Annotated in this window: 21 protein-coding genes; 6 read left to right on the forward strand and 15 right to left on the reverse strand. The window is 70.7% G+C overall.

The features are described from left to right. Positions 1-5 precede the first annotated feature (5 nt). The 9 genes from AMYBE_RS0115515 to AMYBE_RS0115555 form a co-directional block, all read right to left on the reverse strand. Entirely contained in the window at positions 6-1,907 is a 1,902-nt protein-coding gene (locus AMYBE_RS0115515; RefSeq protein ID WP_020660308.1) for a Xaa-Pro dipeptidyl-peptidase, read from the reverse strand. Between the two features lie 91 nt (positions 1,908-1,998). Beyond that, positions 1,999-2,751, reverse strand: coding sequence for a pseudouridine synthase (locus AMYBE_RS0115520; protein ID WP_020660309.1), 753 nt, complete (start codon positions 2,749-2,751; stop codon positions 1,999-2,001). Further along, positions 2,741-3,565 carry an SMC-Scp complex subunit ScpB gene (scpB, locus tag AMYBE_RS0115525; RefSeq protein ID WP_020660310.1) on the reverse strand — a complete coding sequence of 275 codons (825 nt, stop codon included), beginning with the start codon at positions 3,563-3,565 and terminating at the stop codon, positions 2,741-2,743. Before scpB ends, AMYBE_RS0115520 begins: the two co-directional genes overlap by 11 nt. Continuing rightward, complete coding sequence (locus AMYBE_RS0115530) at positions 3,562-4,422, reverse strand: segregation and condensation protein A (RefSeq protein ID WP_211226947.1); 861 nt, start codon at positions 4,420-4,422, stop codon at positions 3,562-3,564. Before AMYBE_RS0115530 ends, scpB begins: the two co-directional genes overlap by 4 nt. Positions 4,423-4,646: 224 nt before the next feature. After that, the gene (locus AMYBE_RS0115535) at positions 4,647-5,057 is read right to left on the reverse strand and encodes a hypothetical protein (RefSeq protein WP_020660312.1); all 411 of its coding nucleotides are present in this window, start codon (positions 5,055-5,057) and stop codon (positions 4,647-4,649) included. Further along, positions 5,054-6,067, reverse strand: coding sequence for a ParA family protein (locus tag AMYBE_RS0115540; RefSeq protein WP_020660313.1), 1,014 nt, complete (start codon positions 6,065-6,067; stop codon positions 5,054-5,056). The genes AMYBE_RS0115535 and AMYBE_RS0115540 overlap by 4 nt, the downstream gene beginning before the upstream one ends. A gap of 133 nt (positions 6,068-6,200) precedes the next feature. Next, a complete protein-coding gene (gene xerD, locus AMYBE_RS0115545) occupies positions 6,201-7,103 on the reverse strand; it encodes a site-specific tyrosine recombinase XerD (protein ID WP_034288640.1) in 903 nt (300 codons plus the stop codon). A 153-nt stretch (positions 7,104-7,256) separates the two neighbouring features. Next, a complete protein-coding gene (locus AMYBE_RS0115550) occupies positions 7,257-7,889 on the reverse strand; it encodes an NUDIX domain-containing protein (RefSeq protein ID WP_020660315.1) in 633 nt (210 codons plus the stop codon). Continuing rightward, entirely contained in the window at positions 7,886-9,586 is a 1,701-nt protein-coding gene (locus AMYBE_RS0115555; protein ID WP_084470022.1) for a CTP synthase, read from the reverse strand. Before AMYBE_RS0115555 ends, AMYBE_RS0115550 begins: the two co-directional genes overlap by 4 nt. A gap of 96 nt (positions 9,587-9,682) precedes the next feature. On the opposite strand from AMYBE_RS0115555, the gene aroA reads away from it, so the two are divergent. From aroA to infA, 3 genes are all read left to right on the forward strand, one after another. Further along, positions 9,683-10,969 carry a 3-phosphoshikimate 1-carboxyvinyltransferase gene (gene aroA / locus AMYBE_RS0115560; RefSeq protein ID WP_020660317.1) on the forward strand — a complete coding sequence of 429 codons (1,287 nt, stop codon included), beginning with the start codon at positions 9,683-9,685 and terminating at the stop codon, positions 10,967-10,969. A 179-nt stretch (positions 10,970-11,148) separates the two neighbouring features. After that, on the forward strand, positions 11,149-11,922 hold the full coding sequence (locus AMYBE_RS0115565; protein WP_020660318.1) for a GNAT family N-acetyltransferase: 774 nt from the start codon (positions 11,149-11,151) through the stop codon (positions 11,920-11,922). Beyond that, positions 11,912-12,133: a translation initiation factor IF-1 gene (infA, locus tag AMYBE_RS0115570; protein ID WP_020660319.1), complete on the forward strand. Its 222-nt coding sequence runs from the start codon at positions 11,912-11,914 to the stop codon at positions 12,131-12,133. The genes AMYBE_RS0115565 and infA overlap by 11 nt, the downstream gene beginning before the upstream one ends. Before the next feature lie 235 nt (positions 12,134-12,368). Here the strand turns inward: infA and AMYBE_RS0115580 are convergent, their stop codons facing one another. Then, complete coding sequence (locus tag AMYBE_RS0115580; RefSeq protein ID WP_051124709.1) at positions 12,369-13,070, reverse strand: GntR family transcriptional regulator; 702 nt, start codon at positions 13,068-13,070, stop codon at positions 12,369-12,371. A 107-nt stretch (positions 13,071-13,177) separates the two neighbouring features. Here AMYBE_RS0115580 and AMYBE_RS0115585 point away from each other — a divergent pair, with 107 nt between their 5' ends. Then, complete coding sequence (locus AMYBE_RS0115585; RefSeq protein ID WP_020660322.1) at positions 13,178-14,605, forward strand: NCS1 family nucleobase:cation symporter-1; 1,428 nt, start codon at positions 13,178-13,180, stop codon at positions 14,603-14,605. Further along, on the forward strand, positions 14,605-15,315 hold the full coding sequence (locus AMYBE_RS0115590; protein WP_020660323.1) for an aspartate/glutamate racemase family protein: 711 nt from the start codon (positions 14,605-14,607) through the stop codon (positions 15,313-15,315). The genes AMYBE_RS0115585 and AMYBE_RS0115590 overlap by 1 nt, the downstream gene beginning before the upstream one ends. A 4-nt stretch (positions 15,316-15,319) precedes the next feature. Here AMYBE_RS0115590 and AMYBE_RS0115595 read toward each other — a convergent pair whose 3' ends face one another. Then, positions 15,320-16,450 (reverse strand): acyltransferase, encoded by a 1,131-nt coding sequence (locus tag AMYBE_RS0115595; RefSeq protein ID WP_020660324.1) that lies wholly within the window; start codon positions 16,448-16,450, stop codon positions 15,320-15,322. 449 nt (positions 16,451-16,899) lie between these two features. Here AMYBE_RS0115595 and AMYBE_RS0115600 point away from each other — a divergent pair, with 449 nt between their 5' ends. Beyond that, a complete protein-coding gene (locus AMYBE_RS0115600) occupies positions 16,900-18,762 on the forward strand; it encodes a glycosyl hydrolase family 18 protein (RefSeq protein ID WP_020660325.1) in 1,863 nt (620 codons plus the stop codon). 95 nt (positions 18,763-18,857) lie between these two features. Here the strand turns inward: AMYBE_RS0115600 and AMYBE_RS0115605 are convergent, their stop codons facing one another. From AMYBE_RS0115605 to recN, 4 genes are all read right to left on the reverse strand, one after another. Then, positions 18,858-19,823, reverse strand: coding sequence for a copper transporter (locus tag AMYBE_RS0115605; protein WP_020660326.1), 966 nt, complete (start codon positions 19,821-19,823; stop codon positions 18,858-18,860). Further along, positions 19,820-21,004, reverse strand: coding sequence for a putative cytokinetic ring protein SteA (gene steA / locus AMYBE_RS0115610; protein ID WP_020660327.1), 1,185 nt, complete (start codon positions 21,002-21,004; stop codon positions 19,820-19,822). The genes AMYBE_RS0115605 and steA overlap by 4 nt, the downstream gene beginning before the upstream one ends. A gap of 102 nt (positions 21,005-21,106) precedes the next feature. Further along, the gene (locus tag AMYBE_RS0115615; protein WP_020660328.1) at positions 21,107-22,255 is read right to left on the reverse strand and encodes a DUF1266 domain-containing protein; all 1,149 of its coding nucleotides are present in this window, start codon (positions 22,253-22,255) and stop codon (positions 21,107-21,109) included. Positions 22,256-22,265: 10 nt separating this feature from the next. After that, positions 22,266-24,053: a DNA repair protein RecN gene (recN, locus tag AMYBE_RS0115620; protein WP_020660329.1), complete on the reverse strand. Its 1,788-nt coding sequence runs from the start codon at positions 24,051-24,053 to the stop codon at positions 22,266-22,268. Positions 24,054-24,086 lie beyond the last annotated feature (33 nt).

Consider the following 24,086-nt stretch of genomic DNA (forward strand, 5'->3'; position numbering starts at 1 on the left):
CGGCTTCAGCGGAACTCAGGCCGCGCACTCGCCGGAACATGCGCCAGCTCCCCGCCCGGCACCGCGCCGCCGACGGCCTGCCCCGGAACAACCCCGGCCAGCGAAACCTGAGCCGAGGTCTTCCCGAGATCAATCGTCAGCTTCCCCGGATCGGCGGGCCCGGCGAGGAACCCCGCATCCGTCCCGCCGATCACCAGCGCCAGCCGATGCCCGGCCGGAACCACGTGATCCGTGCTGGCCAGCCGGAAGGTCATCGAGTACGCCTTCCCCGGCGTCAACGTCGCTTCCCGGCTCAACGACTGGTAGTTCGCCAGATCAGCCCACCCGCGACTGATGATCGTGTAGTCCACGTTCTTCTTGTCCGCGCTGGTGACCAGATAGCAAGCACTGTCCGAAGCGGTACTGGCCCCCCAGCAGTTCCGCTGAGTTCCGGTGACGATCCCTTCCCCGGCCCCGGCGAAGTTGCGGATCGTCGCCGGACCGTAGTCCACCAGCATCGCCGACAACCGCGCCGACGAGGTGCTCGGCGTAGCGGTCACGGTGATCGAAGAGGTGCCGGAGACCTGCACCGGCGAGGACAGCGCAGCGGTGCTGAACAGGATGCGATTCGCTGACGTGGCCGACGGATTCGCCGCCCACGCGTCCTCCCCCACCTTCGGATCGTCGGTGAACGACGCGACCCCGGAAGCCGGGCCAGTCCCCAGCGTTCCTACTCCGGGCACCGCGCCAGCCCGCGGCCACAAGGCGACCGAACGCGCCCCCGGAGCCGGATACGAAGCCTGATCGGCCCACTGGTCCGGCTGCCGCTCGACGGTGGCCATCGGCTCCCGGTCGATCCCGTTGTCGATCCCCATCAAGTAGTGGTCGAACCACCGGTGCAACGCGTCGACCCACTCGGCCCGCCGGTAGTCGAACGGATCCACATGTCCGGTCTGCGCCAGCCAGATCTTCCGCGGCACCCCCCGTGCGGCGAGCGCGTCCCACCACTGCCCGTAATTGATCGGCATGACGTTCAGATCGTTCACCCCGTGCGAGACGAACACACTGGCACGCACGTTCTTGGCCCGGGAAACGTAATCCCGCTCCGCCCAGAACGGCCCGTAGTCGCCGTTGGCGGTAGCCCCTCGCGCCAGCCGCTGGTTCTCCGCGGAACAGTCCTGCCCGCCGTTGCGCTGCTCGACGGTCTTGGCCAGCCCGTCCGGGCCGAACCCGAAGGAAGCCCCGTCCGACCGGTAGTAGTCGTACCAGGAGCTGATCGCCGAAATCGGCACGATCGTCTTCAAGCCCTCGACGCCGGTGGAGGCCACCCCGTTGGCGATCGTCCCGTCATAGGACTTGCCGATCATCCCGACGCCGCCGTCGCTCCAGCCGGCCCGCATCGTCGTGCCGCCGGACTTCGCGGTGTACCCGGTCGCGCGCCCGTTCAGCCAGTCGATGACCTTCTTGGCCGACTGCACGTCCGAGTCGCCCCCGACGTCGACGCACCCGGTCGACCGGTTGGTCCCGGCCAGGTCCACCAGTACCACCGCGTACCCGCGCGGGACGAAGTAGTTGTCGTAGAACAGCGGGAACCCGGCCGGGCGGCCCTGCGCGTCGTAGGTCTTGAACTGCGTCTCGTTGCCGCGCCCGACCGAGGAGTAGTACGGGCTGGCGTCCATGATCACCGGGATTTTCTTGCCCGCGGCGGCCGGCTCCTTCGGCCGGATGATGTCCGCGGCGACCCGGTCCGGCTTGCCGTCCCCGTCGCCGTCGCGGCCGAGGTCGACCCACACCGTTTCGCGGATCGCCCCGGCGTAGTCGTACCGCGGTTCGCTCGCCGCGCTCGCCGGTGCGGCCGCCCCGGCCGCCGGCGCCACCAGCCCGGCGGCCAGCACCGCGGCGGCGCACAGCCCTGTCAGCACACGCATTTCCCGTTGCCCTCCGGAGTTCTCGTCGGCTGACGATCACTCAACCGGGCCGCGCGGACCCGGCACCAGGGCGGAAAGTGGGGAACCGCGCTCAGAGTCCCACGGTGCGGTACAGCGTGCCGACCTCGCCGCGGTTGAGCCGGCGGATGGTGCCCGGCCGCTGGTTGCCCAGCTGCACGTCGCCGACCGCGGTGCGGACCAGCTTGCGCACCGGGTGTCCGGTGGACGCCATCAGCCGGCGCACGATGTGCTTGCGGCCCTCGTGGATCACCAGCTCGATCATGGTCCGGCCGGAGTGCATGTCCTTGACCCGGAACTGGTCGACCTTCACGATCCCGTCCGGCAGCTCCCAGCCGGTCCGCAGCTCCTTGCCGAGCCCGCGCGGCACCAGGCCCTCGACCTCGGCGAAGTAGGTCTTGAGGACCCGGTAGGACGGGTGCATCAGCCGGTGCCCGAGGTCGCCGTCGTTGGTGAGCAGCAGCAGGCCCTCGGTGTTCTCGTCGAGCCGCCCGACGTGCACCACGCCCGGCGTCTCCTCCCACCGGCCGCGCAGGTAGTCGCCGACGCACGGGCGGCCCCGGTCGTCGGACATCGTGGAGTGCACGCCCTTGGGCTTGTTGAAGGCGAGGTACACCAGGTCGTCGCGGAGGTTGACGCGCGTGCCGTCGACGTGGATCACGGCCGCGTCCGGGCGGACGCGGCGGCCCAGCTCGGTGACGACCTCGCCGTCCACCTCCACCCGGCCGGCCGCGATCAGGTCCTCGGCGGCGCGGCGCGAGGCCACGCCTGCCTGCGACAGGACCTTCTGCAGGCGGATGCCGTCGGGGTGTTCGTCAGATGTCATCGATGGTGTCCACTTCGGGTAGCAGCGGAGCGATCGGGGGCAGGTCGTTCAGCGACGACAGCCCCAGTCGCTCCAGGAACAGCTCGGTCGTCACATACAGCGTGCCCGTGGTCTCCGGGTCGGTGCCCATCTCCTCGATGAGCCCCCGCGCGAGCAGGGTCCGGATCACGCCGTCCACGTTCACCCCGCGCACCGCAGCGACCCGGGCCCGGGTGACCGGCTGCCGGTACGCGATCACGGCGAGGCTCTCCAGCGCGGCCCTGGTCAGCTTCGACCGCTGGCCGTCCAGCAGGAGCTTCTCCACGAACGGGGCGTAGGTGTCCCTAGTGTAGAACCGCCACCCTTCGCCGACGCGCCGCAGGTCGATCCCGCTCGCCCGCTCGGTGAACTTCTGCGCCATGGTGCGCAGCGCGACGGTCACCCGGGCGACCGGCTGGCCGAGCGTTTCCGACAGCGCGTCCTCCCCGATCGGCGAGTCCACGACCAGCAGCAGCGCTTCGAGCGCGGCTTCCAGCCGTTCGTCGTCTTCGATGTCGGGCAGTCCGCTGTCGACGGCGACGAGGCCCTCGTCGTCGCTTCCGTCCGCGGCCCCGGTTTCCAGGACAGACCCGGCTTCCGCGGTCTCCGGCTCGGCGGTCTGCGGCTCGGGTGCGTCCGGCTCGGGCATTTCCGGCTCGGGTGCTTCCGGCACGGTCTCCGGTTCGGGCGCGCTCGCCGGCTCGACCGGCTCCGGCACGGCGTCCGGCTCGGGCTCCCGCGGCTCGGCGTCCGGCACGGTCTCCTCGACCGGTGCTCGGTCGTCTTCGGTGCTCACCCGTACTCCTCCTCTTCGGCCGCGACCCGGTCGTGCTCGGCGGCGGCGGACGCTTCCGCGACGCTGCCGCCAATCCACCGAACGTGCAGTTCCGCCAGCGCCTCCAGCTGGTCGAACTGCACCGACGATTCGCGGTACAGCTCCAGCAACGCCAGGAACCGCGCCACGACCTCGACCGTGTGCTCGCAGTCCGCGGTCAGCTCTTTGAACGTCGCCTGGCCGGCCTCGGCGAGCTTCAACCGCAGCAGCGCGGCGTGCTCCCGCACCGACACCCGGCCCATGTGGATGTGCGCGATGGACACCTGCGGCGGCGGCTTCGGCCGGAAGACCGCCACCGCGATCTCGGCGAACCGCTGCGGCGACACGCCCAGCATCACCTCGGGCAGCAGGCCGAGGTAGCGCTCCTCCAACGCGACCGAGCGCGGGTAGCGCCGCAGCGCACCCGCTTCCAGCTCGCCGAACAACGCCGCCACCTGCTTGTACGCGCGGTACTGCAGCATTCGCGCGAACAGCAGGTCGCGGGCTTCGAGCAGGGCAAGGTCGTCCTCGTTCTCGACCTCGGCGGCGGGCAGCAGCCGGGCCGCCTTGAGGTCGAGCAGAGTCGCCGCGATCACCAGGAACTCGGTGGTCTCGTCGAGGTTCCAGTCCGAGCCGAGCGCCCGGGTGTAGGCGATGAAGTCGTCGGTGACCCGGTGCAGGGCGACTTCGGTGACGTCGAGCTGATGCTGCGAGATCAGCTGCAGCAGCAGGTCGAACGGGCCCTCGAAATTCTGCAGCCGGACCTTGAACTTCGCGGATCCTTCGTCCGCGGCGGCGAAACCCTCGGGGATGGTGCCGCCGTGCACGGTCTCGTGCACGACCGGAGTCTCCTCCGGCACGGCGGTCTCCGCCGTTTCCCCGGGCGGCTCGGGATCCGCCGACGCCTCGGCCGCCGAAGCATCGCCGGAAACTGCCGCCGAAGCGTCGGCGGGAACGGCAACGGCTTCGGCGGCCCCCGTCTCGAGGGGAGCCGCCGCGCCGTCGGTGTTCCCGGGTGCTGCCTGGTCCGGCTCCGGCAGCTCGGCCGATGCCGGTCCGTCCATCAGTCCTCGGCTCCGCCGTCCTCGGAGTCCGCCCGCAATCGCTGTACCAGCACGGAATCCTCGCCGCGCTGGTCGAAGTCGGCGAGCAGCACCGCGACCGCCTCGCGCACCAGCCGGCCGCGGTCGACGACGAGATCGTGCTTGGCCCTCAGATTCAGCCGGGCCTGTTCCATCGCGAGCAGTTCTTCGCCGGACACGTAGACGGTGATCTTCGCGTCGTGCTTGGTCCGCCCGGACCCGCTGCGCGCCGCGTTGCGGGCGAGCTGGTCGGTGTCCGGGCGAGCGGCCGGCTTGCGGGACACCGGTTCCGCGGGCGCGGGCACGGCGGGCCGCTCGAGCGCGGGCGTCGCTGGACTGGAGGTCAGGCGGAACAGCTCGGAGGCTCCGGGCAGGGAAGCGCGCCTGCTCACCGAGCGATCACCTCACGGGCGAGCGCGCGATAAGCCGCCGCGCCAGCCGATTTGGGAGCCCAGGTCGTGATGGGCTCGCCCGCGACCGTCGTCTCGGGGAACCGCACGGTGCGGTTGATCACCGTGTCGAACACGATGTCGCCGAATGCCTCGACCACGCGAGCCATGACCTCCTTCGAGTGCAGGGTTCTCGGGTCGTACATCGTGGCGAGAATCCCCGTGATGTCCAGTTTGGGGTTGAGGCGTTCCTGCACCTTCTCGATCGTGTCGATCAGGAGCGCGACGCCTCGCAGACTGAAGAACTCGCACTCCAGGGGGATGATCACACCGTCCGCGGCGGTCAATGCGTTCACCGTCAACAGGCCGAGCGAGGGCTGGCAGTCGACAAGAACATAGTCGTAGTCGTTCATCACCGGACGAAGGACCCGTAACAACGTGTGCTCGCGCCCTACCTCTGCGACGAGCTGGACCTCGGCCGCGGACAGGTCGATGTTGCTCGGCAGCAGGTCAACGCCGTCGACGCGGGTTTTCCGGAGCACCTCCTCGATCTTGACCGAGCGCTCCATGATGACGTTGTAGACCGTCTGGTCCAGTTCGTGCGGCTGGATGCCGAGGCCGACCGACAGCGCGCCCTGCGGGTCGAAGTCGACGAGCAGCACCCGGCGGCCGCATTCGGCGAGCGCGGCGCCCAGGTTGATGGTGGACGTGGTCTTGCCGACCCCGCCCTTCTGGTTGCACATGGCGAGCACCTGAGCCGGCCCGTGCTTCTCCAGCGGCGGCGGCTCGGGGATCTCGCGCAGCGGGCGGCCGGTGGGCCCGATCCCGCTTTCCGCGCGGTCTTTCGCCCGCATCCGGGCGCGTTCGGCGCGGCTGAGCGGCCGTTCCGGCTCGTCGCCGTCGTGCTCCGCCGGCGTGGCGATCTTCGCGTGCTCGAGGTTCGCCGCGGCCGAACCGGCGGACCCGGCTGATGCTGCCCGGTCCTCCGGCTGGTTCGGTGTCGGTGTCGACATGGCGCGAAAGCTCCTTGCTCGGCGGGGTCTCCGGCAGCCTATGCGGGATTCCGGAGCCCCGGCAAAGCGCCGCGCCGGGTCGCGCGGGGCAAGTCGCCCCAGCGTGCGAAGGCCCTTGAGCGACGCTCGGTGATCATCCGAGCGCACGCGGATGGGCGGTGGCATAGACCTCGCGCAGGGTCGTGACGGTGACGAGCGTGTAGACCTGCGTCGTGGTCACCGAGGCGTGGCCGAGCAGTTCCTGCACTACGCGGACGTCCGCGCCGCCTTCGAGCAGGTGTGTCGCGAACGAGTGCCGCAGCGTGTGCGGCGAGACCGCGGCGGTGATGCCGGCTTTCTCGGCGGTGTCCTTGAGCACTTGCCACGCGCTCTGCCGGGACAGCCGGCTGCCGCGGGCGTTGAGGAAAAGCGCCGCGGTGCCCCGGCCGTGCGCGGCGAGCGCGGGCCGGGCGCGGACGAGATACGCGTCGAGCGCGGCCAGCGCGGGACGGCCGATCGGCACGAGCCGCTGCTTGCCGCCCTTGCCGTCGAGCAGGACAGTGCGCTCGCTTTCGTCGACATCGTCGACGTCGAGCCCGACGGCTTCGGAGATGCGCGCGCCGGTGGAGTAGAGCAATTCGAGCAAGGCCCGGTCGCGCAGGGCGCGTTCCCCGTCCGGCGGCGGAGTGTCGAGCAGCTTGAGCACGTCGCCGACCGGGAGAGCTTTCGGCAGCCGCTTGGCCGCGGCCGGCGGACGGACGTCGCGCGCCGGATCGTGCTCGGTGAGCCCGTCGGCGTGTGCGAACTTGTGCAGCCCCCGCACCGCCACCAACGCCCGCGCGGCCGACGACGCGGCGAGCGGTTGGTGTTCGGCGTCGCCTTCGCGCAGCGCCGCGCCGAACGACGTGACGTGCTGCGGACTGACGTCGGGCAGCCTGGTGACCCCGGCCGCTTCCAGGTGCGCGGCGTAGCGGCGCAGGTCCCGGGAGTAGCTGTCGAGGGTGTTGCGGGCGGTGCCGCGTTCGACGACGAGGTGGTCGAGGTACGTGGCGATCACGCCGCGCACCTCGACACCTGCATCACTCACGCCGCCACTCTAGGACGGCGGACCGACAGAACCCGGCACCTCAGTCCCCGGCCAGTCGGCATCGAGGCCGGGAAAGGGGCCCTTCCCGGACCTGCCCAGCGGAGACCGGCCTGCCCAGCAGACTCAGCGCTCCGCCAACCGCCTCGCGAAGCGGGTCGGCCGGTCCTGCCACGGCGCGTCCGCCGGGCGCGTCGCCGCCGCCCCGGTCAGCACCGCGTGCGCGGCCAGCACCCCGGACACCGTCGCCCCGTTGACCAGCTCGCCGGCCAGCGCCATCCGGACCGCCTCGGCGAGCGGGAACTTCCGCACCACCAGGTCGGCCTCTTCCTCGCCGAGCACCTCGCGGTCCACTTCGGACAGATCGCGGGCCAGGAACACCCGCACCACCTCGTCGGTGAACCCGGGCGAGGCCGCCACGTCGACCAGCGTCTCCCAGCTGCCCGCGGCCAGCCCGGCCTCCTCGGCCAGCTCGCGCCGCGCGGCGTCCACCGGGTCCTCCCCCGGCTTGTCGATCAGCCCGGCCGGCAGCTCCCAGATCCGGCGCCCGAGCGGGTGCCGGTACTGGTGCACGAGCGTCACGTCGCCCGCGGCGTCCAGCGCGAGGATCACCACCGCGCCGAGGTGTTCGACCACCTCGCGCTTGGCGGGCTCCCCTCCCGGCATCACGACGTCGTCGACCCGGAGGCCGACGACGCGTCCCACGTGGACGACCGCGCTGCCGGCGACGCTGAACTCGTGCGTGCCGGGCGCGCTCACCGGACCGCCACGGGCGTTTCGGGCAGCTCCACCGGCAGCCGTTCGGCGACCTTGCGGTCCACGACCGCCTTCACGAACGCGCTGAACAGCGGGTGCGGCCGGGTCGGGCGGCTCTTCAGCTCCGGGTGCGCCTGGGTGCCCACGAAGAACGGGTGCACGTCCGCGGGCAGCTCGACGAACTCGACCAGCCGGTCGTCCGGCGACGTGCCGGAGAAAACCAGGCCGGCGTCGCCGATCTGCTTGCGGTAGGCGTTGTTCACCTCGTAGCGGTGCCGGTGCCGCTCGGACACCTCGGTGCTGCCGTATGCCTTGGCGACCTGCGAACCGGGCTTGAGCTTCGCCGGGTACGCGCCGAGCCGCATCGTGCCGCCCATGTCGCGCTCGCCGGCGACGACGTCGCGCTGGTCGGCCATGGTCGAGATCACCGGGTGCTGGGTGGCCTCGTCGAACTCGGCCGAGTTCGCGTCCTTGATGCCGGCCAGGTGCCGGGCGGCCTCGATCACCATGCACTGCAGGCCGAGGCAGAGCCCGAGCAGCGGCACGCCGTGCGTGCGCGCGTACTGGATCGCCCCGACCTTGCCCTCGATGCCGCGGATGCCGAACCCGCCCGGGATCAGCACCCCGTCCACATCGGACAGCACGGCCGCGGCGCCCGCCGGGGTCTGCGCGTCGTCGGAGGCGACCCACACGATCTCGACCTTGGCCCGGTGCGCGAACCCGCCCGCGCGCAGCGCCTCGGTGACCGAGAGGTACGCGTCCGGCAGGTCGATGTACTTGCCGACCACCGCGACCCGGACGACCTCGCTCGGGTTGTGCACCCGGTCGAGCAGGTCGCCCCACACCGTCCAGTCGACGTCGCGGAAGGGCAGGCCGAGCCGGCGCACCACGTACGCGTCGAGCGCCTCGCCGTGCAGCACCTTCGGGATGTCGTAGATCGAACGCGCGTCCGGGCAGGCGATGACCGCCTCGGTGTCCACGTCGCACATCAGGCCGATCTTGCGCTTGAGGTCGTCCGGGATCTCCCGGTCCGCCCGGCAGACCAGCGCGTCCGGCTGGATGCCGATGTTGCGCAGCGCGGCGACCGAGTGCTGGGTCGGCTTGGTCTTGAGCTCGCCCGAGGGCGCGAGGTAGGGCACCAGCGACACGTGCAGGAAGAAGCAGTGGTCGCGGCCGACGTCGTGGCGCACCTGGCGGCACGCCTCGAGGAACGGCAGCGACTCGATGTCGCCGACGGTCCCGCCGACCTCGGTGATCACCACGTCCGGTGCGACGCCGTTCTCGTCCGGCCCGGCCGCCGCGGTGATCCGCGACTTGATCTCGTCGGTGATGTGCGGGATCACCTGGACGGTGTCCCCGAGGTACTCGCCGCGGCGTTCCTTGGCGATCACCTCCGAGTACACCTGGCCGGTGGTGACGTTCGCCTTGCCGTCGAGAGAGCGGTCCAGGAACCGCTCGTAGTGCCCGATGTCGAGGTCGGTCTCGGCGCCGTCGTCGGTGACGAACACCTCGCCGTGCTGGAACGGGTTCATCGTCCCGGGGTCGACATTGAGGTAAGGGTCGAGCTTCTGCATCGTGACGCGCAGCCCGCGCGAAGTGAGCAGCTGTCCGAGGCTGGACGCCGTCAGACCCTTACCGAGAGAGGAGGCAACGCCTCCGGTGACAAAGACATACTTGGTAGCCCGCGACTGAAGTCCCACGGGCCGCCAGCATATCCCACTCCCGGCGAACCGCTAGCCGACGCCTCCCTCCGGCGCGGCGGAGCGCGGGGGTGCGGCCGCGCTAGGCTTCCCGCCGTGACGAATATCCGCGATGACCACTGGACCGCCCCGGTCGCGGGCGCCTCGCTGGACGCCGCGGTGCGCGTCCCCGGATCGAAGTCGATCACCAACCGGGCCTACGTGCTCGCCGCACTCGCCAGCGCGCCCACCCGGGTGCGCCATCCGCTCGACTCGCGCGACACTCGTCTGATGCTCGGCGCGCTCGCCGCCCTCGGCGCGCGCTCGGAGGAAACCATCGACGGCTTCCTCGTGCACCCGCTCGGCACGATCAGCGGCCGCGGCGACGAAACCGAGGTCGTCCTGGGCAACGCGGGCACCGTGGCGCGGTTCACCCCGGCGCTCGCGACGCTGGGCGACGCGTCGGTGCTGTTCGACGGCGACGAGGCGATCCGCCGCCGGCCGATCGGCCCGCTGCTGACCGCGCTGCGCGAGCTCGGCGCGCGGATCGACGACGGCGGCCGCGGCGCGCCGCCGTTCACCGTGCACGGCACCGGCGGGCTGCGCGGCGGCACCGTGGAGCTGGATTCCTCGGCCTCCAGCCAATTCCTGTCCGCGCTGCTGCTGGCCGGCCCGGCGTTCGAGAAGGGCGTGACGGTCCGGCTGGTCGGCGGCGCACCGCCGAGCGAACCGCACATCGCGATGACGCTGGACATGCTGCGCCGCTTCGGGGCCGTTGTGGAGCGTTCCGGCGCGGAGTTCCGAGTCGAGCCCGCGAAGCTGTCCTGCCCCGAGTACGTCGTGGAACCCGACCTTTCGACCGCGGCCCCGTTCGTCGCGGCCGCACTCGTCGGCGGCGGCACGGTCCGGGTGCAGGGCTGGCCGAAGCAGACCACGCAGCCCGGCGACTGGCTGCGCGGCCTGGTGACCGAACTGGGCGCGAAGGCGACGCTGGACGAGGAGGGCCTCACCGTCACCGGCGGCGGCGCGTACCGGGGCATCGACCTGGATCTGCACGAGGTCGGCGAGCTGACCCCGGTCATCGCCGCGATGCTCTGCTTCGCGGAGAGCCCGTCGACCATCACCGGCGTCGCACACCTGCGCGGCCACGAGACGGACCGGCTCACCGCGCTGGCGACCGAGCTGTCCGGACTGGGCGCGAACGTCACCGAGCTCGACGACGGCCTGCAGATCACGCCCGCGCCGATGCACGGCGGCGTCTTCCACACCTACGAGGACCACCGCCTGGTGATGACGGCGGCGGTGCTGGGCCTGCGAGTGCCCGGGGTGCTGGTGGAGAACCCGGCGACGGTCGGCAAGACGTTCCCGGAGTTCGTGCAGACCTGGAGCGACCTGGTCGGATAAATCGGTGGACGGGTCCGGTCCGCGCCGTTTAGTGTTCCGCCCGACCGTGACTCGACGCCGGGAGGTGAGCCCCATGAACGCTGTTTCGATGTGGGTGCTCCCCTCGTCGTCACGGTCGGGCGACTGACGTAGGGGTTGCCGGGAGCGCCTGGACAAGGCACCTCCGAAAGGCGACCGCTATGAACACTGCACGCTTCACCGCGGGCGAACCCGCGACAGAGATAACCCGGGTAACCGCGACGCACTGGCACGCGCTTGACGACGGCCGGGTCACCGGCCGCGGCGAGGCCAGCACCCGACCGGACGGGCGGGTCTTCCTCAGCGTCGACGCCTGGCACCGTTCCGTCTTCGACCAGCTCGCCGCCGCGATGCTGGCCGCCCTTCCGCACCCGCTGCACACGGTGGTCGACGGAACCGACCACGAACTGCTGAACTGCTGGCAGGACGCCGGATTGACGGTGCGCCGCCGCGAGTGGGAATACCTCGTGCCCACCGCGGTCGAGCCGGTCGACCCGCCGCCGGGCGTCACGATCGGACCCGCCGAAGAAGGCCCGCTGCGAGCGCTCGACCGGATCGTCCGAGCCGAAGTCGAGAAGACCGTCGGCTGGGCGGAAATGCCCGCCGAAGTGCTGCCGTGGCAGACCGGAGACACGGTGGTGGACCCCAGAAAGTATGCCGTGGCCGCCGAAGGCGACGAGTACGCCGGCTTGATCCGGGTGGTGCGGGCGAGCCGACTGCCGAGGATCGGGCTGGTCGCTGTCCGCGCGGACCGCCAACGGCGCGGCATTGCCCGCGCCCTGCTCACGCATTCGCTGAATATGTTGCACCACAAGGGAATCACCACGGCATACGCTGAAGTGAACGAGACCAACGAGGCGGCGACGGCATTGTTCGAAAGCGTTGGCGCCCAGCGGGCCGACAGCATCGTGGAGCTGGTGCGCCATGGCGAATAAGGGCGGAATCGAAGTCGAAGGAACCGTCGTGGAGTGCCTGCGCGACGCCAAGTTCACCGTCGAGCTGGCCAACGGGCACCAGGTGCTCGCCCATATCAGCGGGAAGATCCGGAAGAACTTCATCAAGATCGTGCCCTACGACCGCGTCCTGGTGGAGCTCAGCCCGTACGACCTGGACCGGGGCCGGATCCTGTTCCGGTACCGCAACTAGTGCCGAGTGATCCGGTCCGCTTTTACGACGGAACTGACCTGGGCTGCCGGGCCTGCACCGGTGCCAAGGATCGGCTCCGCCAGGCCGCCATCAAGAAACTCGTCGACAGCAACGTGAAGTGAACGCGTTGCGCGTGCGAGGCATTCGCCTCCGCGCGCAACGCGGCGGTCCTTCTGCCGCTAGTCCGCCGCCGCGCCCTGGGTGGGCTCCGTCGACTGGGGCGCCTTGCCGGAAATCAGCCGACGGACCGCTCGTCGTCCCCGAACAGCTCGCGCAGAGTCACTTCGCGGTTCACCCGGACATGCTCGGCGGCGTACTCGCGCGCCCGCGCCACGTCACCGGACCCGATCGCCTCGACCAGCCGGCGGTGCTCCTCCAACAGTTCGTCCCAGTGCTCGTTCTGACTGGTCAGCCAGCGCAGCTGGCCTTCGAGCGGATGCAGCATGGTGGTCAGCAGCCGGCTGCCCGCGATCGCGATGATCTCGTCGTGCAGTCTGCTGTTGACCGCGTTGATCTCCATCCCGTCGCCACCCTGGGTAGCGCGCGCGGATTCGGTGAGCAGCCGCTCCAGCTGACGCAGCTCCGGTTTCCCGGCCCGCTCCGCGGCGCGCCCGGCAGCAAGGCTTTCGAGCGCCTCGCGGATCTCGAACAGCTCCTCGACGTCGACCCGCGCCAGCTTCCGCACCACCACCCGCCGAGGGGAGGGCACCGCCACGAATCCTTCCGCTTCCAGGCTGCGGATCGCCTCCCGCACCGGCACCCGCGACACCCCGAGGTCCTCGGCCAGCTCGCGCTCGACCAGCCGGTCCCCCGGCTGCAGCCGGCCGGTCAGGATCCGTTCGCGCAGCTCGTCGAGCACGCGCCGGCGGGTCGCCGCGAGCGGCTGCCGGTCCTCGGTGGCGGTCACCGGTCCCCTCTCTCGCGCTGACCCGGACATCCGCGAGTTTATCGGGAAGAGGGTTGACTCAGCAGCCGCGCGGGGCGATATTTGGTATCCCAAGTTTGGGATACCAAAGCTGCCGGCTCGTCGACCGGAGGTCTGCAATGACGCACGCCCCGTCCACCGAAAACCGCGCGCACGCCCCCGCCGGGCGCGATCCACGCCTGTGGAACGAGGACCTCGCGCCCGCCAAGGAGCGGCGCTGGAAGGTCTACGACATCTTCGCGCTGTGGATGTCGGACGTGCACAACCTGGGCAACTACACGTTCGCGGCCGGACTGTTCGTGCTCGGCCTCTCCGCCTGGCAGGTGTTCACCGCGCTGCTGTTCGGGTTCGTGGTGATCTTCTTCGGGATGAACCTGATGGGCCGGATCGGCCAGCGCACCGGCGTCCCGTTCCCGGTGGTGGCGCGGATCAGCTTCGGCACGTTCGGCGCGAACCTGCCCGCCCTGATCCGCGCGGTGATCGCGATCTTCTGGTACGGCATCCAGACCTATCTCGCCAGCGTCGCCATCACACTGCTGGTGCTGGCCATCGACCCCGGCTTGAAGTCGTGGACCGAGCACAGCTTCCTCGGCCTGCACGCGCTCGGCTGGGCCTGTTTCGTCGCGCTGTGGCTGGTGCAGGCGTTCGTGCTCACCCGCGGCATGGAGGCGGTCCGGAAGTTCCAGGACTGGTGCGGCCCGCTGATCTGGATCGTGATGATCGCGCTCGCGGTGTGGATCCTGGCGGCCAGCCACTGGCACATCTCGCTCACCACCAGCCCGCGCCGCATTTCCGGCGGAGAGCAGGTGCGGCAGTGGTTCGGCGCGGCCGGGCTGATCCTGTCCACCTACGGCACGCTGATGCTCAACTTCTGCGACTTCTCCCGCAACGCCCCGGACCAGAAGACCGTGCGGCGCGGCAACTTCTGGGGCCTGCCGGTGAACTCGACGGCGTTCGCGCTGCTGTCGGTGATCGTCACCGCGGGCAGCCTGCAGGTGTTCGGCGAGGCGATCACTGACCCGGCCGAACTGCTCGCCAAGGTGCACAACACTCCGGTGCTGGTGATCGGCGCGCTGACCTTCGCGATCGCCACCATGGGCGTCAACATCGTGGCCAACTTCGTCTCCCCCGCCTACGACCTGGCCAACATCTGGCCGAAGCGGATCTCGTTCACCGTCGGCGGGATGATCAGCGCGGTCGCCGCGCTGTGCGTGCTGCCGTGGAAGCTGTATTCCTCGCCGGTGGTGGTCAACTACTTCCTGGGCGGGCTCGGCGCGTTCCTCGGGCCGCTGTTCGGGATCATGATCGTCGACTATTACCTGATCCGCCGCGGCAAGGTCGACGTCGACCAGCTGTTCGTGCGCGACGGCACGTACCCGAAGGTGAACCCGCGCGCGATCGCGACGTTCCTGCCGTGCGCCGCGCTGTCCGCGGTCATCGCGCTGGTGCCGTTCTTCGCACCGGCCGCGCCGTACTCGTGGTTCATCGGCACGGCCAGCGCCGGACTGCTCTACTACGTCGTTTCGTACCGCCTGCGGAGGGCTTGATGCGGATCCTCGTCACCAACTGCAACACCACCGAGGCGATGACGAAGGAGATCGAGACCGGGGCCCGCGCCGCCGCCAGCCCCGGCACCGAGATCGTCGCGCTGACGCCGAAGTGGGGCCCGGAATCGGCCGAGGGCTGGCTGGACAGCTTCCTGTCCGCGGCAGCCGTGCTGGACCTGTTGCGCAGCACCGAGGAAACGTTCGACGCGGTCGTGCTCGCCGGATTCGGCGAGCACGGCCGGGAGGGCGCGCGGGAACTGCTGGACGTGCCGGTGGTCGACATCACCGAGGCGGCCGCGCACCTGGCGACGCTGCTCGGTCGCCGCTTCGGCGTGGTGACCACGCTGGACCGCACTTGCGGGCTGATCGAGGACAGCCTGTACTCGGCCGGCGTGGACCGCAATTGCGTGGCGGTGGCCGGCTCCGGGCTCAACGTGCTGGAGCTGCGCGACGAGGAACGCACCGAAGCCGCGCTGGTCTCGGCCGGGCAGCGGGTGATCGATGCCGGCGCCGAGGTGCTCGTGCTCGGCTGCGCCGGGATGACCGGTCTGGACCGCACGATGTCCGCCCTGCTCGACGTCCCGGTGGTCGACGGCGTGGCGGCCGCGGTCCGGCTCGCCGAATCGCTGGTGGCGCTGGGATTGCGCACCAGCCGGGCCGGGTCCTACGCCCGTCCGCTGGACAAGCACCGGACCTGGCCGGGCGGCTGAGCGCTCAGGCCCCGGCCCGCGCCCGGCCGGTCAGCGCCTTGCTCCACGGCAGCCGGCGCAGCAGCTCGGCGATCGCGAACGTCAGCAGGAGCGTCGCCGGATACACCGCCAGGGTGGTCCACGGAGCGCCGTACCGGTCGCCGACGAACGAGAGAAGCGGGTCCAGCAAGGCGATCGCGATCGGATGACACAGGAAGATCGCGAACGACCGGTCGACCGCCCAGGAAACGAACCTCCCGCCGCGCTGCTTGCCCTCCGCCCAGCGCGCGCCCGCCAGGTAGATGCCGGCGATCGCGGCGACGCACCACGGGATCAGGTACGGCCGGAACGCGTCCGAGGCCATCTCCGGCCACTCTCCATTGTGGACGCTCAGGAAGTAGCCGGTTTCGACGATCGCCAGCCCGGCCGCCATGCCCAGCAGCACCCACCGGGAATGCCCGCGCACCCAGGCGTGCACCGTCTCGAAGTGCAGCGCCGCGGTCATGCCCAGCACGGTGTAGAACTGATACGGCAGCAACGTCGAGAAGAACTGGCTAATCACGTTGTAGCCCACCGCGCCGGGCGGGTAGCTCATGAACACGGTCACCGCCGCCTGCACCCCGAACGAGACCGCGAGCACCGGCCACGGCCGGCGGCGGATCAGGCCGAACAGCTTGGCCAGCAGCGGGAAAAGCAGGTACACCTGCAGCGTCACCAGGATGAAATACAGGTGGTACCAGGCATTCCCGGTGAGCAAGTCCAGACCGAGCGCCCGCAACTGGGAGCTCATTGACCCGAACGGCTGATTCAGGGCCACCATCGCATACACCCAGTAGATGACCGTCCAGACCACGTACGGCACCGCGACCAGCGGGAACCGGCGGCGCCAGAACTTCCCCGCCGGCACCGGCCGATCCCGGTACTGGAACACCAGCACGAACGCGGTCAGCGCGAAAAACGCTTCCCGGGTCAGATGCAGCGGCGCCTGGATCGCGTCCGCGACCACGTCCTGCTGGTAGGTGGTCGAGCCGACGACGTGAATCAGGATCACCAGGGCGAACGTGATCACCCGGTACAGATCGATCTGACGCAGATGCCGCGACTTCGCCGGCGCCGGCTCGTCCGCGCGGGCGAGCGGGATCTCGGTAGTGGTCATCGTTCGGCCATGCTCCCGGGGTCGTTGCGGCTTATCGTGCCAGGCTCGCCGCCGCAGCTGTGAGCCACCCATGATCTTCCTGAGAGATACCTGATCCGGACGTGACGCGGACGTCGGCTTCGCCACACGGTGACCGGGACCACCGAGCCGGCCCGCGAAAGGCCCCGGATTCCGCCGGGCAGCCCTTCCCGGACGGACCGCCGAGTGGTCCAGTGGTCCGGACCACCTGCGACACGCGGAACAGGCCGTTGGTCGGGCGTTTACCGGCATACCGCCGCAAACCGCCCAGTCGCCAAAATTGGTCTAGTCCATAGTCTTGACTCCGGGTGTGCCCTGGTTCACATTCGAGGGCGGGCCGGCCCAGCTCTTGCAGTGCTCACCCGAACGTCCGACCGTGGCGCGCATCCCGGCGCGGCCGGCGGACTTCGCCTGCGCGAGGGAGAACGCTCATGCCCCACCGGACCTTGAGACCGCTCGCCGTCGCCGCCGCCGCGCTGGCGGCAGTGGCAGTTGCCGGTCTCACCATCCTGGCCCGGCCCGCCCCGGCCACCGCGACGCCCGCCGCCGCCTCCTCGGGAGGGCTGCGGGTCGCCTACTTCGACCAATGGAGCATCTACCAGAACGCCTACTACCTCAAAAACGTCGACAAAATCGCCGACAACCTCGACTACGTGCTCTACGACTTCGAGAACATTGATCCGGCCAACCTCACCTGCTTCGAGGCGACCAAGGCGTCCACCCCCGACCCGGGCGGCGAGGACGACCCGAACGCGGGCGACGGCGCCGGCGACCAGTTCGCCGACTACCAGAAGTCGTTCGGCTCGGACATCAGCGTCGACGGCACCGCCGACGCCTACACCATGCCGATTGTCGGCAACTTCCACCAGCTGCAGGAACTCAAGGCGCGGCACCCGAACCTGAAGGTGCTGCTCTCGATCGGCGGCTGGACGTACTCGAAGTACTTCTCCGACGTCGCGGCCACCGACGCGTCGCGGAAGAAGTTCGTCAGCTCGTGCGTCGACATGTTCGTCAAGGGCAACCTCCCGGCCGCCGGCGGCTACGGCGGTCCCGGCACCGCCGCGGGCATCTTCGACGGCTTCGACCTGGACTGGGAGTATCCGGGCTCTGCCGCCGGCCACACCGGCAACCACACCAGCCCGAACGACACGCAAAACTTCACGTCGCTGCTCGCCGAGTTCCGCAGCCAGCTCGACGGGCTGGGCGGCAAGCACTACGCGCTGTCCGCCGCGCTGCCCGGCGGCCAGGACAAGATCGCGAAGATCCAGACCGACAAAATCCACCAGTATCTGGACTTCGCGGACGCGATGACCTACGACATGCACGGCGCCTGGGACAAGACCGGCCCGACGAACTTCCAGGACCCGCTCTACGGCTCGCCGAACGACCCGTCCGGCGCCATTCCGCCGGGCACCGAGAAGTACACGATCGATTCGGTGATGAAGGCATACACGCAGGGGGATCCGGCGTACGGCATCCCAGGCGGGTTCCCGGCGTCGAAGCTCACCCTGGGCATCCCGTTCTACTACCGGGGCTGGACCGGCGTGCCGGCCGGCTCGAACCACGGTCTGTACCAGTCGGCGACCGGGCCGTCCGCGCCTCATCCGCTGAGCGGCAACGTGCCCGGAGTGGCGATGTACAAGGAACTCTCCGGCGTGGTCGACAATCCCGCCGACACCTTCTGGGACCCGACGACCCAGTCCGCTTGGTTCTACGACGGGACGAGTTTCTACGGCGGTTCGTCACCGCAGTCGATCAAGGCGCGCACTGACTACATCCACTGCTCCGGCCTGGCCGGCGCGATGATGTTCTCGCTCTACGACCTGGATCCGCAGTCGACGCTGTTCCACGACGTCGTCGACGGGCTGGCCGCGCCGACGACCGGGTGCTCCGGGCCGCCGCCGACCACCTCGACGACCCCCACGACGCCTACGACACCGACGACTCCCACGACGCCGACGACTCCACCGGGCGGCTCCTGCACGGCGCCGGCGTGGGACGCCTCGAAGGCGTACAACGGCGGCGCGACGGTGTCCTACAACGGGCACACGTGGAGCGCGAAGTGGTGGACCCAGGGCGAACAGCCCGGCAGTGCGGCGGTCTGGGCCGACAACGGCGCCTGCTCCGGCGGCGGCGGTCCGACCGCCGCGTGCCCGGCGGCATGGAACTCGTCGCAGGCCTACTCCGGCGGAGCAGTGGTGTCCTACAACGGGCACCGGTGGACCGCCAAGTGGTGGACCCAAGGCGAACAGCCCGGCAGCGCGGCCGTCTGGGCCGACAACGGCACCTGCTGACCCTCCCTGAAAACGCATGAGTCGGCGGCGGTACCAGGTTCCCCCACCCTCGAAGGGACCTGGTGCCGCCGCCGACGTGCGGGAGGCAAAACGTCTCAGTTGCCCGGCGGCGCCGAGTTGCCGGACGCGTTCACACCCGGCGCGAGCGCCTGCGCGTTCCCGGCGATTCCATAGCGGCCCGCGCCGCCGTTGAGCTGTTCCTGCAGTGCCAGCAGGGTCGCCACCCGGCCGGCCGCGGTGTCCGCGTTGTCCACAGTGGACAGGATGGACGTCGCCGAGGTGTCCGCGCGGACCACGCCGATCGGACCGGCGCCGTCCGCGGAGCCCTTGTCGCCGGCCAGCACGGTGCCCGCACCGGAACGGTCCATCTGCGCGGCGAACCGCGCGATGGTGGCGGCGCGGTCGCCGGCGCCGTCGCCGGTCTGCTGGGCGCCGGTGAGCACGATCGCCAGCTGCGCCGGCTGCACGCCCTGGCTCGGCTTCACGAACCCGCCGTCGGTCAGCCCGCCGAGCGCGGCGGCCAGTTCGGCACCGCTCGCCTGCGGCTTCGCGGTGGACTTGTCCAGCAGCAGCACCGAACCGAGCAGCGCGCCGGCGAGCGTGCCGGAGTCACCCGCGGTCGGGAACTTCGCACCGGCCGGCTGCAGCCGGGTGACGACGTCGCGCAGCTGGTCGGCCTTCGCCGGGTCGGTGAACGCATCGGTCAGCTGCAGTTCCCCGGTCACCGTGGCACCGGACTGGCCGACGAGCTTCTTGAGCGCGTCCCGGTCCGCTGGGCGCGCGTCCTGCGTGGTGACCAGCACGACGCTGCGCTTGTCGAGGACGCCGGCGACGACCTTCGGCCCCATCAGGCCGGCGAACGCGTCCGAATCGGACAGTCGCGCGTTCAGCACGTTGCGCTGCGCCTGCAGGTCCGAGACCTGAGTGCCGAGGTCTTTCTTCTGGTCGGAAAGCCCGGCCAGCAGCGAACCGTTGAGCGCGGTCGAGCCCAGCACCACGCCGACAGCCAGCGCCAGGAAGCACGCGGTGATGGAAACGATGTGGTAGCGCAGGGAAATCACGCGAAAAGCCCCTTAACCCAGGCGATGAACGAGGACCAGGTGTGCTGGATCCACTCGAGGTAGACGGAGCCGACGTCGGAGACCAGCAGAGCGGCCACGACGACGATGATGGCGGCGAGGACGAGCAGCGCGATCGCGCCGAGCGACACCCGGGCACGGTGCAGGGTCGCGACGGCCTTGCCGTCGACCAGCTTCGTGCCGAGCTTGAGCCGGGTGAGGAAGGTCGACGGGTTCGACCCGGACCGGCCGTGGTCGAGGAATTCCCGAAGCGTGGCCTGGAATCCGACGGTGACCACCAGGCTCGCGCCGTGCGCGTCGGCCAGCAGCAGCGCCAGGTCCTCGGCGTTGCCGGACGCGGGGAAGGTGACCGCACCGATGCCCAGGTCCTGGATCCGCTCGACCCCCGGCGCGTGCCCGTCCGGCTGCGCGGGGACGACGACCTCGCCGCCGCTGCGCAGTGTGGCGGTGCCGATCCCGGTCGGGTCGCCGACCATCACGTCCGGCTGGTAGCCCTGCGCGCGCAGGGTGTCCGCGCCGGCGTCGACGCCGATCAGCACCGGCCGGTGTTCGCCGATGTACTTCTTGAGCTTCTTCAGGTCTTCCGCGTGCCCGGTGCCGGCCGCGACGACCAGCACGTGCCGGTCGCGCACCGGGACCTTCAGCTCCGGCACGCCGACGCCGTCGAGGATCAGCGTCCGCTCGCGGCGCAGGAACTCGATCGTGTTGGCGGAGAAGGCTTCCAGCTGGGTGGACATCCCGGCCTTGGCTTCGATCATCTGGTCGGCGACGCTTTCCGCGGTCTGCTCGACCCCGCTCGCGAGCTGACGCTCGCCCAGGTACACCGCGCCCTCGTGCACACGCAGTTTCGTGCCGTCCTTGACCGTGCGCAGCAGGTCGCCGCCCACCGAGTCGATCAGCGGGATGCCTGCCGCGACCAGGATTTCCGGGCCCAGGTTCGGGAACCGGCCGGAGATCGACGGCGACGCGTTGACCACCGCGACGACCTCGGCGGCGACCAGCGCGTCGGCGGTCGCCCGGTCGAGGTCGAGCTGGTCGAGCACCGCGATGTCGCCCGCGCTGACCCGGCGCAGCAGTTCGCGCGTCCGGCGGTCGACCCGCGCGACACCGGTGACGCCGGGGAGGGCTTCGTGGTTGCGCGTGAGAAGACCAGTGAGCTTCATGTGGCTGATGGTGACAAATGTGCGCCCTGGATTGCCGCCGACGCGCCGAGGACCACGTGACTCATTGTGGTGAGCCATGTCGCGCCGGGTGCCGCCACGGGGTTAACTGGCCGGTCGCACCGTCGCGAAATCGAGGTTCGACCAGGGGCTCGCCGGATCGGTGAGCAGCTGGTGGCGGACCCGGACGGCGGACGAGTACTCGCTGCCGAATTCCTCGTCGTCCAGCGCGAGCAGCCGGCCCAGCACGTAGCCGGTGGCCAGTTCGGCCCACGAAGCGTGGTAGCGGCGGGCGACCGCCCCGGCCTCCAGCACCATCAGCTCCGCGGTGATCGCGTCGCAGTAGCCGACCGCCAGTCCCCAGCGCACCAGCTCCACCGCGCGGCCGACGTCCCAGCCGATGATGCTGTCCACCGCGCCGTCCGGGGCGAGCAGTCCGTCCGCGCGGAACCGCTGCTCGTATCGCACGATCCGGCGCATCGTGTCCACCAGCGGCCCGGCTTGTTCCGGCGCGTCGTTGTCCTCGCACCACTGCCGGATGAGCTCGACCCAGCCGTACGGGTCCAGCGCCAGCCCGCTGCGGGCGCGCAGCACGAGCACCAGGTTCCCGGTGGTGAGCTGGTAGGAGTCGCCGAGCAGCCGGTCCATCGCGGCCCGCCAGCTGGCCGCGTCGGTGACGCCCCACCAGTCGCGCAGGCCGCGGACCTCGGCGACGTAGTCGTGGTAGCGCGCGTCGAGGACGTTCCACGGCTCGGCGGACAGCACCGCCTGGTGCGCGCCGCAGGCCAGCGACTGCGCGACCGGGCCGTCGAGCAGCCCGTAGCGCGCCGTGTACAGCCGTTCGACCTGCTGCTCCACCGCGGTGACCCGGTGCGGGTTCGCCGCCAGCCAGGGCAGCAGCTCCGCCGCCGCCACCCGCCATTCGGCGAGCGTGCCGCGGTTGAACACCACCTGCTCCCCCGCCGCGACGCCGTGCGTCGCCCAGTCCAGGTCGCCGCTGAGAAACACCACGTCCGCGCCGAAGTCCGGCAGCGCCCCGCGAGTGAACACCTGCAGCGACGATTCGCCGCCGTGCGCGCAGCACACCTTCGCCGGCGACCAGGTCCGCTGCTCGGCCAGCTGTCGTGCCTCGGCCCGGTGGATCGGGACGAACAGCTCCTCGTCGCCGAGGAGCCCGAGAAAGCGGTCGAGATCGTCCTCCCGCCGCGCCAGCGCGAGTTCGGCCTCGACGTCGGCCAGAGTGGCCCAGGTCATGGAATCCGCCTCAGCCCTTCTTCACGCGCTTCCGCTTCGCGGCGGCGGGAGCCTTGGCCTTGTCCTTCTCGGCGGTGGCGAGGAGTTCCTCGGCGTGCGCGCGGCCGGTCTCGGTGCCGTCCATGCCGGCCAGCATCCGGGCCAGCTCGCGCACCCGGTCGCTCTGGTCGAGCGTCTTCACCCCGCTGCGGGTGACGCCGCCGCTGGTCCCCTTGTCCACCACCAGGTGCTGGTCGGCGAAGGCCGCGACCTGCGGCAGATGCGTGACCACCAGCACCTGATGGGTGCGCGCGAGCCGGGCGAGCCGCCGGCCGATCTCCACCGCGGCCCGGCCGCCGACGCCCGCGTCGACCTCGTCGAACACCAGCGTCTGCACGGTGTCCGCGTGCGCCAGCACGACCTCGATCGCCAGCATCACGCGCGACAGCTCGCCGCCCGACGCCGCCTTGTGCACCGGCAGCGGCGGCGCGCCGTTGTGCGCGCGCAGCAACAGCTCTACTTCGTCCACGCCGTCCGGACCGGCGTGCACCGCGCGGCCGTCGATCGCCAGCGCCTGCTTGTCGCCGTGCTCGGCCGGGCGCTGTTCGACGGTGATCTCCAGCTCCGCCTGGCCCATCGCGAGGCCGGAAAGTTCCTTCGTGATCGCGGTGGCCAGCTCGGCGGCGGCCTTCCCGCGCGCCGCGGAGACCTCGGTGGCGTGCGCCACCAGCTGCACCGCCAGCTCGTCCCGGCGGAGAGCCAGCGCCGCCAGCGCTTCTTCGGAGGTGTCCATCGTCTCGAGCCGGCGGCGAGCGTCCTCCGCCCAGGCCAGCACGCCGTCGACGTCCGCGGCGTACTTGCGGGTGAGCCGTTTCAGGTCGGCTTGCCGGGCAAGCACCTTCTCCAGCAGTGCCGGGTCGGCGTCCAGGTTCTCGACGTAGCCGCCCAGCTCCGCGCCGACGTCGCTCAGCAGCGTGGACGCTTCCTGGAGCCGTTCCACGAGCTCGCGCAGCGCCGGGTCTTCGGCCGAAGCGAGCCGGCGCACCGCCTCGCCGACGAGGCCGAGCGCGCCAGGCGCGTCCGGATCACCGTCCTGTGCGCCGGACACCGCCGCATACGCTTCGGTGGCCGTCGCGCGGAGTTCGTCGACCGCGGCGAGGCGTTTGATCTGCTCGGTGAGCTCGACGTCCTCGCCCGGCTCCGGCGCGACGGCGTCGATCTCGGTCAGCCCGTGTTTGAGCAGGTCGGCTTGCTGCGCCATTTCGCGGGAGCGGCTGGACCGCTCGGTCAGCTCGGTGATCACCGACAGCCACTCGTCGCGGATCTCGCGGTACGCGGTCAGCGGGCCGGCCACGTCGTCGCCGGCGAACCGGTCGATCACCGCGCGCTGCTCCGCCGGGCGAAGCAGCCGCAGCTGGTCGTTCTGCCCGTGCACGGCGATCACCTGCTCGGACAGCTCGGCGAGCACCCCGACCGGCACGGAACGGCCGCCAAGGTGCGCCCGCGAGCGCCCGTCGGCGGCGACCGTGCGCAGCGCGATCACGCTTCCGTCCTCGTCGACGTCCGCGCCCGCGTCGGTCACGATGCGGGCGGCCGCGTGGTCGTCGCCCACGGTGAACCGGCCCTCGACGAATGCCTTCAGCATTCCGTTCCGGACCTTCGACGCCTCGGCTCGCCCGCCGGACAGCAGGTGCAGCCCGGTGACGACCATGGTCTTGCCCGCACCCGTCTCACCGGTGACGACGGTGAAGCCCGGGTGCAGTTCCAGCAGGGCTTCCTCGATGACTCCGAGGCCCTGGATGCGCATCTCGGCCAGCACGACGCATACGGTAGCGGCCCGCACCGACGTTCT

The sequence above is a fragment of the Amycolatopsis benzoatilytica AK 16/65 genome (genome assembly GCF_000383915.1).
In the GTDB taxonomy this organism is placed as follows: domain Bacteria; phylum Actinomycetota; class Actinomycetes; order Mycobacteriales; family Pseudonocardiaceae; genus Amycolatopsis; species Amycolatopsis benzoatilytica.